The 16,844-nt window shown below is 68.8% G+C and carries 17 protein-coding genes; 12 read left to right on the top strand and 5 right to left on the bottom strand.

Annotated features, from left to right (window positions below; translation table 11 throughout):
- The first annotated feature begins 151 nt into the window (after positions 1–151).
- From plsX to FV233_RS23430, 10 genes are all read left to right on the top strand, one after another.
- Positions 152–1,186, top strand: a complete 1,035-nt coding sequence (gene plsX / locus FV233_RS23480; protein WP_147857119.1) for a phosphate acyltransferase PlsX — start codon at positions 152–154, stop codon at positions 1,184–1,186.
- 384 nt (positions 1,187–1,570) lie between these two features.
- Positions 1,571–2,563: a beta-ketoacyl-ACP synthase III gene (locus FV233_RS23475; protein ID WP_147898965.1), complete on the top strand. Its 993-nt coding sequence runs from the start codon at positions 1,571–1,573 to the stop codon at positions 2,561–2,563.
- 217 nt (positions 2,564–2,780) lie between these two features.
- Positions 2,781–3,110 carry an integration host factor subunit alpha gene (locus FV233_RS23470; protein WP_147898964.1) on the top strand — a complete coding sequence of 110 codons (330 nt, stop codon included), beginning with the start codon at positions 2,781–2,783 and terminating at the stop codon, positions 3,108–3,110.
- A 169-nt stretch (positions 3,111–3,279) separates the two neighbouring features.
- Positions 3,280–3,765 (top strand): MerR family transcriptional regulator, encoded by a 486-nt coding sequence (locus FV233_RS23465; RefSeq protein WP_147898963.1) that lies wholly within the window; start codon positions 3,280–3,282, stop codon positions 3,763–3,765.
- Positions 3,766–3,860: 95 nt separating this feature from the next.
- Complete coding sequence (locus FV233_RS23460; protein ID WP_147898962.1) at positions 3,861–4,280, top strand: hypothetical protein; 420 nt, start codon at positions 3,861–3,863, stop codon at positions 4,278–4,280.
- Between the two features lie 160 nt (positions 4,281–4,440).
- A complete protein-coding gene (locus tag FV233_RS23455) occupies positions 4,441–4,896 on the top strand; it encodes a 4-aminobutyrate aminotransferase (RefSeq protein WP_147898961.1) in 456 nt (151 codons plus the stop codon).
- Positions 4,897–5,124: 228 nt separating this feature from the next.
- Complete coding sequence (locus FV233_RS23450) at positions 5,125–7,077, top strand: PrkA family serine protein kinase (protein ID WP_147898960.1); 1,953 nt, start codon at positions 5,125–5,127, stop codon at positions 7,075–7,077.
- Positions 7,078–7,267: 190 nt separating this feature from the next.
- Entirely contained in the window at positions 7,268–8,569 is a 1,302-nt protein-coding gene (locus FV233_RS23445; RefSeq protein ID WP_147898959.1) for a YeaH/YhbH family protein, read from the top strand.
- A 244-nt stretch (positions 8,570–8,813) separates the two neighbouring features.
- Complete coding sequence (locus FV233_RS23435; protein WP_147854844.1) at positions 8,814–10,385, top strand: SpoVR family protein; 1,572 nt, start codon at positions 8,814–8,816, stop codon at positions 10,383–10,385.
- A gap of 349 nt (positions 10,386–10,734) precedes the next feature.
- Positions 10,735–11,169 (top strand): PaaI family thioesterase, encoded by a 435-nt coding sequence (locus tag FV233_RS23430; protein ID WP_147854843.1) that lies wholly within the window; start codon positions 10,735–10,737, stop codon positions 11,167–11,169.
- Here the strand turns inward: FV233_RS23430 and FV233_RS23425 are convergent.
- The 4 genes from FV233_RS23425 to glyA all read right to left on the bottom strand — a co-directional run bounded on the left by FV233_RS23425 (position 11,166) and on the right by glyA (position 14,845).
- The gene (locus FV233_RS23425) at positions 11,166–11,792 is read right to left on the bottom strand and encodes a riboflavin synthase (RefSeq protein ID WP_147898958.1); all 627 of its coding nucleotides are present in this window, start codon (positions 11,790–11,792) and stop codon (positions 11,166–11,168) included. The two genes, FV233_RS23430 and FV233_RS23425, sit on opposite strands and share 4 nt — an antisense overlap.
- 3 nt (positions 11,793–11,795) lie before the next feature.
- Positions 11,796–12,902: a bifunctional diaminohydroxyphosphoribosylaminopyrimidine deaminase/5-amino-6-(5-phosphoribosylamino)uracil reductase RibD gene (ribD, locus tag FV233_RS23420; RefSeq protein WP_147898957.1), complete on the bottom strand. Its 1,107-nt coding sequence runs from the start codon at positions 12,900–12,902 to the stop codon at positions 11,796–11,798.
- A complete protein-coding gene (nrdR, locus tag FV233_RS23415) occupies positions 12,899–13,438 on the bottom strand; it encodes a transcriptional regulator NrdR (RefSeq protein ID WP_147898956.1) in 540 nt (179 codons plus the stop codon). The genes ribD and nrdR overlap by 4 nt, the downstream gene beginning before the upstream one ends.
- 102 nt (positions 13,439–13,540) lie before the next feature.
- Entirely contained in the window at positions 13,541–14,845 is a 1,305-nt protein-coding gene (gene glyA / locus FV233_RS23410; RefSeq protein ID WP_147898955.1) for a serine hydroxymethyltransferase, read from the bottom strand.
- A 268-nt stretch (positions 14,846–15,113) separates the two neighbouring features.
- On the opposite strand from glyA, the gene FV233_RS23405 reads away from it, so the two are divergent.
- Together FV233_RS23405 and FV233_RS23400 are read left to right on the top strand one after the other, a co-directional pair.
- The gene (locus tag FV233_RS23405) at positions 15,114–15,647 is read left to right on the top strand and encodes a hypothetical protein (RefSeq protein ID WP_147898954.1); all 534 of its coding nucleotides are present in this window, start codon (positions 15,114–15,116) and stop codon (positions 15,645–15,647) included.
- A gap of 112 nt (positions 15,648–15,759) precedes the next feature.
- Entirely contained in the window at positions 15,760–16,206 is a 447-nt protein-coding gene (locus FV233_RS23400) for a hypothetical protein (RefSeq protein WP_147898953.1), read from the top strand.
- A gap of 93 nt (positions 16,207–16,299) precedes the next feature.
- On the opposite strand, the gene FV233_RS23395 is transcribed toward FV233_RS23400, so the two are convergent.
- Entirely contained in the window at positions 16,300–16,617 is a 318-nt protein-coding gene (locus FV233_RS23395) for a cupin domain-containing protein (RefSeq protein ID WP_147856674.1), read from the bottom strand.
- Positions 16,618–16,844 lie beyond the last annotated feature (227 nt).

The raw sequence follows: 16,844 nt of genomic DNA, 5'->3' as shown, positions 1-16,844 counted from the left end.
AGCCCAGCCCGCCCCGAAACAATTGCCTGACCCGTCCGGCCCGATTTCATTTGCCCGGCGGGCCTGTATCGCTATGGTCCGGCGCGCCCGGCGGGCGGCCCTCGTCCGTCCCGCCGCCGTTCCCCCTGCCGAGACCGCGACCCGCAAAGACATGTCCCAACGCGTGTGCATCTCGCTCGACGCCATGGGCGGCGACCACGGGCCCTCGACCGTCGTGCCCGGCGCCGCCCTGGCCCGCGAGCGCCATCCCGACATGACCTTCCTGCTGTTCGGCGACGAGGCGGTGATCGCCCCGCTGGTCGCCAAGGAACCGCGGCTGAAGGACTGCGTCGAGATCCGCCACACCACCGTGGCCGTGGCCATGGACGACAAGCCCAGCCAGGCGGTGCGCCAGGGCCGGGGCAAGTCCTCGATGTGGCAGGCGATCCAGGCGGTGCGGGACGGGCAGGCCGACGCCTGCGTGTCGGCCGGCAACACCGGCGCCCTGATGGCGATGTCGAAGATCTGCCTCAAGACCATGTCGGGCATCGAGCGCCCGGCGATCGCGTGCCTGTGGCCCACCGTGCGCGGCGAGAGCGTCGTGCTCGATGTCGGCGCCACCATCGGCACCGATGCCGAGCACCTCGTCGAGATGGCCGTGATGGGCTCGGCCATGGCCCGCATCGTGTTCGACCTCGACAAGCCGACCGTGGGCCTGCTCAACGTCGGCACCGAGGAGATGAAGGGCAACGAGGCGGTCAAGGAAGCCGCGCGGCTGCTGCGCGAGATGGAGAGCACGCGGCTCACCTATCACGGCTTCGTCGAGGGCACGGACCTCGGGCGCGGCACCGTCGACGTGGTCGTGACGGAAGGTTTCACGGGAAACATCGCGCTCAAGACCGCCGAGGGCACCGCCAAGCAGATCGGCAGCTACCTGCGCTCGGCCATGACCCGGACGCTCTCGGCCAAGATCGGCGCGCTGTTCGCCCGGCAGGCGTTCAAGGCCCTGAAGGACAAGATGAACCCGAGCCGTGCCAACGGCGGCGTGTTCCTCGGCCTGGAGGGCATCGTCATCAAGAGCCACGGCTCGGAGAACGCGCAAGGGTTCGCCGCCGCGATCGACCTGGCCCACGACATGGCCCGCCACGACATGATCCGCACGATCCGCGAGATGCTCGACCAGACGGCGGTTCTGGCGCCGGCGTGATGTTTTTGCCTTTGGCCGTGGCGTGTCCCACGACGCTCGAACCTTCTCCCCGTCATTCCGGGGCGCCGCAGGCGAGCCCGGAACCCAGAACCGCCGACCCTGCAAGACCTTGATCTGTCGGCGGCTCTGGATTCCGGGTTCCTCTGCGCGGCGCCGGAATGACAGGGTGATCAGGAGTCTCGATGTCGCTCCTCCGATCACCGAACGTGGCCGGGGCGGCCCTGGACGACCTGCGATCGCGCGGGTGGCCAGCCCGCTGTCCGCGCGTTCACCGCGGAGGTCGGATCCCTATCTCGGCTCCGCGTGTTCAAACGGATAGGATTCGGACGTTCGGGGCGACACACCTGAGAAGTGTGAAGCCGGCGGCGTCCGGGAAGGAAAGCGATGTCAGCCCTCCGCACAGAGTCTCCGCAGGCGCCGCGCTCGGTGGTGGTCGGGACCGGGTCGAGCCTGCCCGCGCAGGTCGTGACCAACGCCGCCCTGACCGAGCGGGTCGACACCTCGGACGAATGGATCGTCCAGCGCACCGGCATCCGCCAGCGCCACATCGCCGACGCGAGCGAGACCACCGCGGTGCTCGGCGCCCGGGCCGCACAGGCCGCCCTCGACGATGCCGGCCTCACCGCCGACGACATCGACCTCGTGATCTGCGCGACCTCGACGCCGGACCACACCTTCCCGGCCACCGCCACCGAGATCCAGGCGGCGCTCGGCATCCATCGGGGCGCGGCCTTCGACCTGCAGGCGGTCTGCGCCGGCTTCGTGTTCGCGGTCTCCACGGCCGACAAGTTCCTGACCACCGGCTCGGCCCGCCGGGCCCTGGTGATCGGGGCGGAGACGTTCTCGCGCATCGTCGACTGGGAGGACCGCACCACCTGCGTGCTGTTCGGCGACGGCGCCGGGGCGGTGGTGCTGGAGGCGCGGGCCGATGCGGGCGAGCGCGGCGTCCTCTGCGCCAGCCTGCGCTCGGACGGGCGGCACCGGGACAAGCTCTACGTCGATGGCGGGCCGGGCTCCACCGGGACCACCGGGCACCTGCGCATGGAGGGCCGCGAGGTGTTCCGGTTCGCGGTCGGGCAGGTCGCCGACGTGATCGCGGACGCGTTCGCGCAGGCCGGCGTCACGGCCGCCGACCTCGACTGGTTCGTGCCGCACCAGGCCAACCGCCGGATCATCGAGGCCTCGGCCGACAAGCTCGGGATCGCCCGGGAGAAGATCGTCCTGACCGTGGACCGCCACGGCAACACCTCGGCCGCCTCGATCCCCCTGGCCCTCGACGTGGCGCGGCGGGACGGCCGCATCCAGCCCGGCGACCTCGTGATGATCGAGGCGATCGGGGGCGGCTTCAGCTGGGGGGCGGCGCTGATCCGCTGGTGACGCGGCACGGCCTCAGGTGGCCCTCGCCCGGCGCCGACGCCGGCAGCCGCAATCCGCCGGACGGCGCCGGGCCAATTCGTCCGCCCCGCGCGGTTGACCGGGCGGCGGACGCCGATTAGCGTGCCGGATCATAGGGATACACCGGCAGCTCACGGTGCGGCGCAGTTCGTCGCGCCCGTGGGCTGCCGGATGAGAACAGCAGGCGAGGGGACACGGCATGGCAGGCAAGACGGTGACGCGCGCCGACTTGAGCGAGGCCGTCTACCACCAGGTGGGCCTGTCGCGGACCGAATCCGCCGCCCTGGTCGAGACCGTGCTGTCGGAGATCTGCGGCTGCCTGGCGGGGGGCGAGACGGTCAAGCTGTCCTCGTTCGGCTCCTTCGTGGTGCGCAGCAAGGGCAAGCGCGTCGGCCGCAACCCCAAGACCGGCGTCGAGGTCGCGATCGAACCCCGCCAGGTGATGGTGTTCAAGCCCTCCAACGTCCTCAAGGCCAAGATCAACGGCCAGGCGCTCAACGGGCTGGACAAGCACGACGAGGATGATTGAGCGGCTGGATGGAGGCCCCCTGCGACACGGTTGACGCCCTTTCCCTCCCCTCACGGCGGGGGAGGGCGACGGCGAGCGGCAAACATTATCGCCTCAACTCCCGGTAAGGCTTGAGCCCGGCCCCGCGGGCCGGCAAGATCGACGCCGCCCCGCGCCACATCAGACAGCCATGCCCCCAGCCCTAGCCGCCGCCATGTCCCTCGAACCGATGGCTGAGAAGAGCGCCGGCGCCTTCCGGACCATCAGCGAGGTCTCCGAGGAGCTCGACGTGCCCCAGCACGTCCTGCGGTTCTGGGAGACGCGATTCGGACAGATCCGCCCGGTGAAGCGGGCCGGCGGCCGGCGCTACTACCGGCCGCAGGACGTCGAGCTGGTGGCCGGCATCCGGCAGCTCCTGTACGTGCAGCGCTACACCATCGCGGGCGCGCAGCGGGTGCTCAAGGAGAACGGCATCCGCTTCGTCCAGGCGGTCGGCCGCGGCGAGGCCCGGGCGGCCGAGCCCCGAATCCAGGAGGTCGAGGACGCCCCCGAGGCCACCATGCAGGACCTCGCCGACACCCCCGACCGGGCGGCCCTGCGGGACGTGCTCGACGACCTGCAGGCCTGCCGCGCGCTGCTCGACGCCCTGCGCCGGCCCTACGACCGCGACGTGTAGCGTTCCCGCGGTATCTCGCCCATCGGTTGAGAATGCCGCGCATGCATCTTGCGGATGGGGCGGACCTTCCGGCCCCAAACCGCGTTGTTGCCCGCATGGCCGTGCCAAAACCCAAGCTGTCTCCCAGCCAGGAACTGATGGCCCGCATCATGCGGATCGTCCGCACCTGCCCGGAGGCCGCCTCCGAAGTCCTCGAACTGATGTTCCTGGTGAGCCAGATCGAGGCCGCCACCAACGTCGACCGGGAGTACCGGGACGCCAAGCGGGTGATCAGCCGCCTGCGCAACCCCCTGTGGGAGATGGGCCCGCCCGACCGGGAGAAGCTGCTCGCCGCCGCCGAGACGATCCGCCGGGTCTGCCGCCTGCCCGAGGACCAGATCCCGCCGGTGCCGCTCGCCGATGCCGGTGAGCGCGCCCGGGTCGAGGCAAGGCTCGCCGCCGCCCTCGCCGGCGAGTTCGACGCCGCGCAGATCGCCCGGGTCACCGGCGTCGTCGCCGCGGTGCTGCAGGAATAGGACCGGTTCCGGAAAAGATTCGGCCGGACGCGTGATGCCTGGGGTGGGCATCGCGCGCAAAAACCCTCGACGGCCGTGCTCGGCGTCCCCACATGACTCCTCGACCGATGGCAGGGGAACCGGACATCCGGCCCCGGATCGGCACCGGAGTGACGCCGCCATGACCGCCCTACGTCCGCTCGCCGCGCTGCTCGCAGGCGGCCTGATCCTCGCCGGGCCGGCGCAGGTCCCGGCCTTCGCCCAGACCACCGTGACCCGCTCCAAGACGGTGGCGCCCGGCAAGACCGTGCGGCTCGAGATCGCCCCGAACCTCAAGAAGGACTGCACCCCCGGCCCGATGCCGGAGTTCAAGGTCTCGGGCGCGCCCAAGAACGGTTCCGTGATCACCAAGGTCGGCAAGCTGAAGACCCCGGCGAGCTATCGCTGCCCCAACAAGGAGGCGGCCGTGCAGGCTTTGTTCTACCAGCCCAACGGCGGCTTCACCGGCGCCGACGAGGTGACGTTCGAGGTCAAGGGCGCCGACGGACAAGTCCAGACTCACAACATCAAGATCACTGTGGGGGGCTCCGGATCAAAATCCGGCGACGATGCCAAGAAAGAAGGCACGGATCTCTAAGCAGAGGCAGGAAACCCTGGCGCGTGCATAGTTTTTCATCCTAAAATGCTCGCTCGAAGGAGATCGAAATCAACGTTGGAGCACGTCGAGGCCGGGTTTTGGCCAGACGAGTGTTGCAAGCAATCGACAGGCCCGCGGCGCGTTCGCCGCGCTGCGACAAAAGCGGGCCTGTCGGTTGCATCCGAGCCGAGACAGGATGAAGCTGTCAGGGTCTGAGAGGGTTATCGAATGTCGATGCATGCGACGAACGACCTTTTCCAGAGCTTCGCCCGAGGGTACGAGGCCCGCCGCGATACGGAGATGACGCTCTCCGAGTATCTCGAGGCCTGCCGCGACGAGCCGCTGATGTATGCCTCGGCCGCCGAGCGCATCCTGTCGGCGATCGGTGAACCGGAATTCGTGGACACCGCCAAGGATTCGCGCCTCGGCCGGATCTTCATGAACCGGACGATCCGCACCTACCCGGCGTTCCGCGAATTCTACGGGATGGAGGAGACGATCGAGCGGATCGTCTCGTTCTTCCGCCACGCCGCGCAGGGGCTGGAGGAGCGCAAGCAGATCCTCTACCTGCTGGGCCCCGTCGGCGGCGGCAAGTCGTCGCTGGCCGAGCGCCTCAAGGCGCTGATGGAGGTCCACCCGGTCTACGTGCTCAAGGCCGGGGACGAGGTCTCGCCGGTGTTCGAGAGCCCGCTCGGGCTGTTCGATCCCGAGACGATGGGCGACGAGATCCAGAAGCGCTACGGCGTCCCGCGCCGGCGGCTCACCGGGCTGATGAGCCCCTGGGCGCTCAAGCGCCTCGACGAGTTCAACGGCGACATCTCGCGCTTCACGGTGATCAAGGTCCGGCCGTCGCGGCTGCGTCAGATCGCCATCGCCAAGACCGAGCCGGGCGACGAGAACAACCAGGACATCTCCTCGCTGGTCGGCAAGGTCGACATCCGCCGGCTGGAGACCCTGTCCCAGGCGGATCCCGACGCCTACTCCTACTCGGGCGGCCTCAACCGGGCGAACCAGGGCGTCCTCGAATTCGTCGAGATGTTCAAGGCGCCGATCAAGATGCTGCACCCCCTGCTCACCGCGACGCAGGAGGGCAACTACGTCGGCACCGAGAACATCGGCGCGATCCCGTTCACCGGCATCATCCTGGCGCACTCGAACGAATCCGAGTGGCAGACCTTCAAGACCAACAAGAACAACGAGGCCTTCATCGATCGCATCTACGTGATCAAGGTCCCGTACTGCCTCCGGGTCGCGGAGGAGCAGCACATCTACGAGAAGCTGATCTCCGGCTCGGAACTCTCGGACGCGGCCTGCGCCCCCGGCACCCTGGAGATGCTGGCCCGGTTCTCGGTCCTGTCGCGCCTGCGCGAGCACGCCAATTCCAACGTGTTCTCGAAGATGCGGGTCTACGACGGCGAATCGCTCCGCGAGGTCGATCCCCGCGCCCGCTCGATGCAGGAATACAAGGACACCGCCGGCGTCGACGAGGGCATGGACGGGATCTCGACCCGCTTCGCCTTCAAGGTGCTGGCCGCCACCTTCAACCACGACACCACCGAGGTCTCGGCCGACCCGGTGCACCTGATGTACGTGCTGGAGCAGTCGCTGCGCCGGGAGCAGCTGCCGCCCGAGACCGAGAAGAAGTACCTGGAGTTCATCAAGACCGAGCTGGCCCCGCGCTACGCGGAGTTCATCGGCCACGAGATCCAGAAGGCCTACCTCGAATCCTACCACGATTACGGTCAGAACCTGTTCGACCGCTACATCGACTACGCCGACGCCTGGATCGAGGATCAGGACTTCAAGGACGCCGAGACCGGCCAGTTGCTGAACCGCGAATTGCTGAACCAGGAACTGACCAAGATCGAAAAGCCCGCCGGGATCGCCAACCCGAAGGACTTCCGCAACGAGGTGGTCAAGTTCGCCCTGCGCTCGCGCGCCCAGCACGGGGGCCGCAACCCGAGCTGGACCAGCTACGAGAAGCTGCGCGAGGTCATCGAGCGGCGGATGTTCTCCCAGGTGGAGGAGCTGCTGCCGGTGATCTCCTTCGGCTCGAAGAAGGACGGCGACACCGAGAAGAAGCACGGCGAGTTCGTCGAGCGCATGGTGGCGCGCGGCTACACCGAGCGGCAGGTCCGCCGCCTGGTGGAATGGTACATGCGGGTGAAGCAGGCCGGCTGAGGGGCGAGGGGCCCGGCGGGGGCGACTCCGACCGGGCCCGGTTTCGACCCTCCGCCGCCACAGTTTCGGACGACCGGCCGGCGAGGCTCTCGGGCCTGCTGCGAAAGAGGGATCCATCCCTCCCTGAACAGCATGGTACGACACGGGGCCCGACCCGGCCGGAACACGCGGACGAGGGTTTTCGCAGCGTATGCACATCGTCGACCGACGCCTGAATCCAGGGGGCAAGAGCCTCCCCAACCGGCAGCGCTTCCTGCGCCGCGTGAAGGACGTGGCCCAGCGCGCCGTGCGCGAATCCGCCCGCGAGAAGGACATCAAGGATCTCGGCAAGGACGGCCGGGTGAGCGTGCCCGCCGACGGCGTGCGCGAGCCCCGGTTCTCCCGCCAGCCCGGCACCGGCCTGCAGGACCACATCCTGCCGGGCAACAAGACCTACGTGGAGGGCGACACGATCGAGCGGCCCCCGGGCGGCGGTGGCGGCCGCGGCTCCGGCGAGGGCGGGGACGGCGGCGAGAACAGCGAGGACGCGTTCCGCTTCGTGCTCACCCGCGAAGAGTTCCTGGAACTCTTCCTGGAGGATCTGGAGCTTCCGGATCTGGCCAAGCGGCGGCTCGCGGTGGTCGAGACCGAGGGGCTGCGCCGGGCCGGCTACACGGTGACCGGCTCGCCCGCCAACCTCGCCCTGACCCGCACCCTGCGCAATTCGATGTCGCGGCGGATCGCCCTCAAGCGCCCGAAGCCCGAGGAGGTCGCGGCGCTGGAGGCCCAGCTCGCCGCGCTGCGCGACTCGGACCCGGGCCGGCCGGACCTGGAACGCGCGCTGCTGAAGTTGCGCGAGCGCGCCAAGCGCATCCCGTATGTCGATCCGATCGACCTGCGCTTCCGCCGGTTCGAACCCTATCCGCGGCCGATCGCGCAGGCGGTGATGTTCTGCCTGATGGACGTGTCCGGCTCGATGACCGAGCACATGAAGGACCTCGCCAAGCGGTTCTACATCCTGCTGCACATCTTCCTGACCCGCCGCTACCGGCACGTGGAGATCGTGTTCATCCGCCACACCGACCGGGCCACCGAGGTGGACGAGGAGACCTTCTTCGGCTCCCGGGAGACCGGCGGCACGCTGGTGTCGTCGGCCCTGGTGGAGATGAAGCGGGTCATCGCCGAGCGCTACGACCCCAACGACTGGAACATCTACGCCGCCCAGGCCTCGGACGGCGACAACGTCTCCTCCGACGGCCCGACCTCGACGGAGCTGCTGCGGGCCCACATCCTGCCGGCCTGCCAGCACTTCGCCTACCTGGAGGTCGGCGACGAGAACGGCCCCCGGGCCGGCTTCGTGGAGCACCGCACCACCCTGTGGCGGACCTACGAGGCGATCGCCAAGGCGGGCGGCCCGATCGCGATGCGCAAGGTCAACCACCGGCGGGAGATCTACCCGGTCTTCCGCGAGCTGTTCGGTCGCAAGGACGCCCGGGCCGAGGCGGAGGCGTGAGGATGGCCCGCGCCGCGTCTCCCTCCCCCCTCTGCGGGGGAGGGTGGCCCCCGAAGGGGGTCGGGAGAGGGGAGCCCGGTTTCAGGCGCGGGCGCAGCTCTCGTGTAGGCTGGAGCTTAGTTCTTCACCGTCGCTCCCCTCTCCCGACCCCTGCTGACGCAGGGGCCACCCTCCCCCGCAGAGGGGGGAGGGGGCACCCGTGCCGCGGGTATACAAGACACGCTTTGGTTGATCGGGAGGCCGCATGACGCTCGTCAAGGCACGGACGCCCCAAACAATCTCCGGCGGCCAAAAGCCCCTGTTCACCGGCAACGACTGGGACTTCGACACGATCCGGCGCATCCACGACGCCTGCGAGGGCATCGCCGGGCCGGAACTCGGGCTGTCCTGGTATCCGAACCAGATCGAGATCATCACGGCCGAGCAGATGCTCGACGCCTACGCGTCGATCGGCATGCCGCTGTTCTACAAGCACTGGTCGTTCGGCAAGCACTTCGCCCAGCACGAGGCCGGCTACCGGCGCGGCCTGATGGGGCTCGCCTACGAGATCGTCATCAACTCGGACCCGTGCATCTCCTACGTGATGGAGGAGAACACGGCGACGATGCAGACCCTGGTGATCGCGCACGCCGCCTTCGGCCACAACCATTTCTTCAAGAACAACTATCTGTTCCGGCAGTGGACCGACGCGGAAGGCATCCTGGATTACCTGGACTTTGCGAAAAGCTTCATCGCACGCTGCGAGGAGCGCTACGGCCACCAGGCGGTGGAGCAGGTGCTCGACGCCGCCCACGCGCTGATGAGCCAGGGCGTCCACCGCTACCCGCGCAAGAAGCGGCCGGACCTCGCCTCCGAGCAGCGCCGCGAGCGCGAGCGGGTCGAGCACGGCGAGCAGATCTACAACGACCTGTGGCGGACCCTGCCGCAGAAGACCGGCGCGGTGCGGCCGGACCTGGCCGCCGAGCGGCGCAAGGCCCTGCTCGAACTGCCGCAGGAGAATATTCTTTACTTTCTGGAGAAGGTCGCGCCGCGGCTGCGCCCCTGGCAGCGCGAGATCCTGCGCATCGTCCGGCTGGTGGCGCAGTACTTCTACCCGCAGCGCCAGACCAAGGTGATGAACGAGGGCTGCGCGACCTACAGCCACTACCGGATCATGAATTCCCTGTCCGAGAAGGGGCTGATTACCGAGGCCGCCTACCTCGAATTCCTGCAATCGCACACCAACGTGATCCGGCAGCCGAACTACGACGACCGCTCCTATGGCGGCCACAACCCGTACGCGATCGGCTTCGCGATGATGCAGGACATCGCCCGCATCGTGGAGCAGCCCACGGCGGAGGACCGGGAGTGGTTCCCCGACATCGCCGGCACCGGCGACCCCATGGCGGTGCTGCGGGATTGCTGGGCGAACTACCGCGACGAGAGCTTCATCCAGCAGTTCCTGTCGCCCAAGCTGATGCGCGACCTGCGCCTGTTCCACGTGGTCGACGACCCCGACGAGCCGGAATTGCGGGTCGAGGCGATCCACGACGAGCGCGGCTACCGCAAGATGCGCCGCTCCTTCGCCCGCCAGTACGACGTCGCCTGGCTCGACCCGGATATCGAGGTGGTGGATGTCGATCTCGAAGGCGACCGCCGCCTGATCCTGCACCACAAGGCGATCAACAAGATCACCCTGCAGAAGGACGACGCCAAAAGGGTGCTCCAGCACCTCGCCGACCTGTGGGGCTACGACGTTGTGCTCAAGGAGGTCGAGCCCGCCACCGGCACGGTGCTGGGCGAGATCGGCGCCAGCGCGCGGCCGATCTTCTTTTGACCAGGGGACCCGCTGCCATCGCGTGCATGCCTCTTGGCGGCACAGCAACGGTGGCTTGAAGAGTGATCGTCCAAAGGCCTACAGCTCGCACTGCCGGTTAAACATCCACTTTGTCATCCCGGGGCCGCGTAGCGGAACCCGGGATCCATAACCGCCGACAGTTCCAAGGTCCTGCACCGACAGCGGATCTGGATTCCGGGCTCGCCTGCGGCGCCCCGGAATGACAAGGCGGTTCATTCTGAACTGTTTTACCAGGCACGCTGAAGTAGATCGGGCTCGCCGCGACGTCAGGTGGATTTAGCGTCCTGACTGGATTGCCCCAGCCCCCCAAGCCATGCTGCAAGCAGGCATGAGCGCCCCGATCCTCACCCTCGAAGAGACCAAAAATTTCCTCGACCGGGAATTCCCGCAGATGCAGGCGGGCGGCCGGGCCTTCCATCTCGAGGCGGTGGGGCCGCTCACGGCGCGGATGCGGATGGAGGGGCAGGAGCGCTTCCTGCGGCCGGGGGGCACGGTGTCGGGGCCGGCCATGATGGCGCTGGCTGATTACGCGCTCTACGCGGCGATCCTCGCCCAGATCGGCCCGGTCGCGCTGGCGGTGACCACGAGCCTGACCTTCAACTTCCTGCGCAAGCCCGCCCCGGGGGACCTGGTGGCCGAATGCCGCCTGCTCAAGCTCGGGCGGCGGCTGGCGGTGGGCGAGGTCGGGATTACCGCGCCAGGCGGCGACGCCCTCGTCTGCCACGCCACCGGCACCTACGCGATCCCGCCCGAACGCAGTTAGGCGCCCGGCCGCGCCTCCGTGAGCCGGGCCGCGTAGCGGGCGATCAGATCGACCTCCAGGTTCAGCCCGTCGCCGGTGCGCCGCGCACCCCAGGTGGTGACCTGGAGGGTGTGGGGGATCAGCAGCACCGAGAAGACGTCGCCGTCCACGCTGTTCACCGTGAGCGAGGTGCCGTCGAGGCAGACCGAGCCCTTCTCGGCGATGAAGCGCGCGAGGCCCGCCGGGGCGCGCAGGGTGAAGCGGTCGCTCGGCCCCCAGGCGCCGGCCGTGACGCTCTCCCGCTCCAGGATCTCGGCGACGCCGTCGACATGGCCGGTAACCAGGTGGCCGCCGAGTTCGTCGCCGATCTTCAGGGACCGTTCCAGGTTGATGCGCGCGCCCGCCGTCCAGCGGCCGACCGTGGTGCGGGCCAGGGTCTCGGCGGCCGCGTCCACCGCGAAGACGCAGCCGCCGTCGGCCGGCTCCACCGAGACCGCGGTCAGGCACGGGCCCGAGCACGCGATCGAGGCGCCGAGCGCGATGGTGGCCGGGTCGTAGGAGGCGCGGATCGCGATCCGCCGCAGGTCGCCTTCGCCCGCGATCGAGACGATGGTGCCGACGTCGCTGACGAGACCGGTGAACATGGATTACGACATCCTCTCGTAGGTGGCGGCCTCGTCGGGGCCGAGCCGCAGCCGCTCGGCCAGCCTGAATGCGTCGCTCGCCAAGGCGACGGTCAGATCCGGGCCGAGCGCCTTCAGGCCGCCCGCCGGGCCGAGTTCGGCCGGTCCCGTGACCAGCGTGCAGGCCTCGATCAGATCGGCCCGCGCCAGGGCATCGGCAAGGCGCGGGCCGCCCTCGCTGCACAGCCGCGTCAAACCGCGCTCCCCGAGATGCGCCAGCGCGGTCGGCAGCTCGACGCGGCCGGTGACATCCGCGGGCAGGATGGCGATCTCGACGCCCAGCGCCTCCAGGGCCCGGCGGGCGTGGGCGGGGGCCGAGCGGGTGGTGAGGACCAGGGTGGCGGTGTCCCGGGCGGTCCGGGCCAGCACGCTGGCGGGCGAGAGCATCAGATGCGAATCGACCACGATCCGCAGGGGCGAGCGGGCGCCGAGGCCCGGCAGCCGCACCGTCAGGGACGGGTCGTCCGCCCGGGCGGTGCCGATGCCGATCAGGATCGCGTCGGCATGCGCCCGCCAGAGATGCACCGCGCCGTCGGCCACCGGGCCGGTGATCCGCAGGCGCTCCGGGCCGGCGCCCGCGCAGAAGCCGTCGCGGGTGCGGGCGAGCTTGAGGTGCACGGCGGGCCGGCCGCGGGTGACCCGGGTGATGTGGCCGATATGGTCGCGGACCGCCAGATCCCGCATCAGCCCGGTCTCGACCGCGACGCCGGCGGCCCGCAGCCGCGCGTGGCCGCGCCCGGCCACCCGGGCGTCCGGATCCTCGACGGCGCTGACCACCCGGGCGATCCCGGCGGCCAGGATCGCGTCGGTGCAGGGCGGCGTGCGGCCGTGATGGGAGCACGGCTCCAGGGTGACGTAGAGGGTCGCGCCCCGGGCGGCGGCGCCGGCCTCGGCGAGCGCCAGGGGCTCGCCATGCGGCCGGCCGCCGGGCGCGGTCGCCCCGGTGCCGAGGATCCGGCCGGTGCCGGGCTCGACCACGACGGCGCCCACCGACGGGTTCGGCCAGGTGGTGCCGAGCCCGCGCCGGCCGAGCGCCAGGGCGAGGCGCATGAAGGTCGCGTCGTCGCTCATGGCCGGGCGGCCCGGCGGCGGGGCGGGGCGTCGGGCTCTTCAGGGTCCTCCGGCGGGGAACCCGTCCCGGCCCCCACGGTGAGCAGGCCGTCGCCCAGGGTCCCGAGCAGGTCCTCGAAATCCTTGGCCTCGCGAAAATTCTTGTAGACCGAGGCGAAGCGCACGTAGGCGACGTCGTCGAGGCCTTTGAGCCCCGCCATCACCAATTCGCCGATCGCCTCGGAGGTCACCTCGGGCTCGCCGGCGCTCTCGAGCTGCCGGGTGATGCCGCTGACCAGGCGCTCGATCCGGTCGGGCTCGACGGCGCGCTTGCGCAGGGCCACGTCGATCGAGCGCTGCAGCTTGTCCCGGTCGAACGGCACGCGCTTGCCCGAGCGCTTGAGCACCACGACCTCGCGCAGCTGCACCCGCTCGAAGGTGGTGAAGCGGCCGGCGCAATCCGGGCAGACCCGGCGGCGCCGGATCGCGGCGCCGTCCTCGGAGGGCCGCGAATCCTTCACCTGCGTCTCGGAGCCGCCGCAATAGGGACACCGCATGGGATCTGCACTCGACGCATGGAAACGGCCGCGGACCGGTCGGGTCCGCGGCCGTTTCCTAGACTACACGCGGACGGGCCGGAAGGCCGCCGCGCACCGGCCTCAGCCGTAGATCGGGAACCGGTCGGTCAGGGCGTGGACGCGGCTCTTCACCGAGGCCTCGACCTCCGGATCGCCGGCCTCGCCCTTGGCCACCATGCCGTCCAGCACCTCGACGATGAAGCCGCCGATCTGCTTGAACTCGGCAACGCCGAAGCCGCGCGAGGTGCCGGCCGGGGTGCCGAGCCGGATGCCCGACGTGATCGTCGGCTTCTGGGTGTCGAACGGCACGCCGTTCTTGTTGCAGGTGATGTCGGCCCGCGACAGGGCGGCCTCGGCGGCCTTGCCGGTGAGGCCCTTCCGCTGCAGGTCCACCAGCATCAGGTGGTTGTCGGTGCCGCCCGAGGTGATGTCGTAGCCCCCCGACATCAGGGTGTCGGCGAGCGCCTTGGCGTTCTCCACCACCTGGCGAGCGTAGATCTTGAACTCGGGCCGGAGCGCCTCACCGAAGGCCACCGCCTTGCCGGCGATGACGTGCATCAGCGGGCCGCCCTGGAGACCGGGGAAGATCGCCGAGTTGAACTTCTTGGCGAGCGCCTCGTCGTTCGTGAGGATCATGCCGCCGCGGGGGCCGCGGAGCGTCTTGTGCGTGGTGGTGGTGACCACGTGGGCGTGCGGGAACGGCGACGGATGCACGCCGGCCGCGATCAGGCCGGCGAAGTGGGCCGCGTCGACCATGAAGTAGGCGCCGACGGAATCGGCGATCTCGCGGAACTTGGCGAAGTCCCAGTGGCGCGGGTAGCCCGAGCCGCCGGCGATGATCACCTTCGGCTTGTGCTCCTCGGCGAGGGCGGCGACCTGCTCCATGTCGATGCGCTGGTCATCGCGGCGCACCGTGTAGGAGACCGGCTTGAACCACTTGCCCGAGACGTTGGGCGGGGCGCCGTGGGTGAGGTGGCCGCCGGCCGCGAGGTCGAGGCCCAGGAAGGTGTCGCCGGGCTGCATCAGGGCCAGGAACACGCCCTGGTTGGCCTGCGAGCCGGAATTCGGCTGCACGTTGGCGAAGCCGCAATCGAACAGGCGCTTGGCGCGATCGATGGCGAGATTCTCGGCGATGTCCACGAACTGGCAGCCGCCGTAGTAGCGCCGGCCCGGATAGCCTTCCGCGTACTTGTTGGTCAGCACCGAGCCCTGCGCTTCCAGCACGGCGCGGGAGACGATGTTCTCCGAGGCGATCAGCTCGATCTCGTGCTGCTGGCGTCCGAGTTCCTTCGACACCGCATCGGCGATCTCGGGATCGGCCTCGGTCAGCGGGGCCGCGAAGAAGCTGTTCGAGAAGTGCTTGTCGGCGGCGGTACCGGCGCTCATGGTCTGCCTCTGTTCTGGAAGGGGCGGTGCCCGGCCTTTCGTCGGCGTGCACGGGCGGGCATTCGTGCGGGATTCCTACACGGGCCGGCCCGTGCCGCCAAGCACAGGCATTTTGGATCGGCGCAAAGAATAATTTGCCGCAGGTGAGATGCTTCGCGCAGGTGGGATGTTTGGCGCTGTCGGCCCGCAGTGGGCGCGTGGTCCTAGAAGTGCCCAGAATCGCTTGACATCAGGAAAAAAATCATGGAATAAAACAAGAACGAACGTGATGGGCAGCAGCGCCATGCGAAGTCATGACCAGGATCCGACCTTAGCGTATGCCATCGCAGAACTTCGTCTCAGTCCGGCTTTCATTGCCCTTCGCCTTCTAGACATCAAAGCCGGATTCAGACCCGATCAGCCGCGCGACTGCAATGGCCGATGGTGCGGAGGGAACGGCTCGCTGACCGTCGTTCGAAGGGACCGAACGGGCGATGCTCGGATCGACGCGAAGACGGATGCGCGTCTCGATGTTCTCAAGGACGTCGTCGAGAGCACGGAGCCTGGAAAGGGTTTTTATACGGTCTTCAGATCCATGCGAAGCTGGCAGCGCGGCTGCGTGAATTGGATCTTCCCGGTATTGGCCGGGACGGTGTCGAGCAGAGTTTCGTCGCCGGTGACGTCGTTCGGCACGGTTTTTCAGGAAGCATACGCACGGATGTGCTTCTCCGGGATGGTCGAACCAGCGCCGCGCCAATCAGGGCAATCTGGGACATCAAGACCGGTGAAGAAGGACTATCGCCAAATCGCGTTCGCGCATTGAGAACGGGTGCGGGCGTCGACGAAAGCATTCCGGTTATCGAGATTCATCTGCTTAGGGGTATTTCGGTGAAAAGCCATTTCTGGGTTGCTGTTCGGATCGGAGTTGGTGACGCATGAGTATGGACGCGTATGCGCTATGCCCGCGACCGCTCACCAGCAGATCGGAGTGGCAGGCTGCCATAGACGCGCTTGGCTTTGATCTGCGGCTGGGCTCAGAAAAGATCCCCCCTGCTTCGTCGGGACATCTGCCGGCGATGCGGAAAGGTCGGGAGACGGGCTTCGAATGCTCAGTCATCCCGTTGTCGGATCTGACCGAAACCTATGCCGAGACTGATTTCGGCGGCTCTTGGGCTTGCGTGTATGCCTTCAGCTTCGGTGCCATCTCAGAATCGATCGGTGCCCTGATTGCGATCGCGGCCTGCGTGAAGCTGGTCGGAGGGCTCGCCTTCTATCCGCAGGAGGGCCGATTGCTGACCGCCGATCAGGCGGTCCAATACGCGCGCGACACGGTGCCCGCCGCCGAGGATCTGGAGAAGCGGCTTAACGGGGGAGCAGGATGATCCAGAACAGAACCGTGCCCTGACGGAGACCTGTTCTCGAGCGCGTCGCCTGACCGGCCGTGCCTTGGATGGAATTCCCGAAACGTATTCCTCTCAGCCCTGCGCCGAAAGATTCGTCTCCACCAGCACGGTCTCGGTCTCGAACGCGGCGGCATGCCACGTCCCGGCGGGGAAATGGAACACGCTGCCGGCGGCGAACGGCGTGCGGCCCTGCTCGGTCTCGAGGAATCCGGAGCCGGAGATCACCTGCACGAACTGCTCGTGATCGTGGCTGTGGCGCCCCGCCGAGACGCCCGCGGGCACCACGACCCGCACGAGGCTCGCCCCGGCACCCGGGATCGTGCGCTTGGCGACGCCGTTGGCGGCGACGGTCTCTGCGCGGGCGTCCCAGGCGGTCAGGTGGTCGGTCATCGGGGCATCTCCTTCGCCGCGGGAGATGCGTCCCGGCCGAACCGGGTCAACCGGCGCCGTATCGCCGACCGTGCGTCAACCGGCCCCACCCTCGGGGCCGCGGCCGCGCCGGGGCTTGGGCGGGGTGGGCTCGGGCTTCGGCGGGGCCGGACCCGCGGGTTGTCCCGACGACGGCCAGAAGGTCTCGAACAGCTCCTGCATCGCCCGGATGTTGTTGCCCTGAACCT

It is taken from the genome of Methylobacterium sp. WL7, from assembly GCF_008040085.1.
In the GTDB taxonomy this organism is placed as follows: Bacteria; Pseudomonadota; Alphaproteobacteria; order Rhizobiales; family Beijerinckiaceae; genus Methylobacterium; species Methylobacterium mesophilicum.
This window is presented reverse-complemented; position numbering and strand designations above follow the sequence as displayed.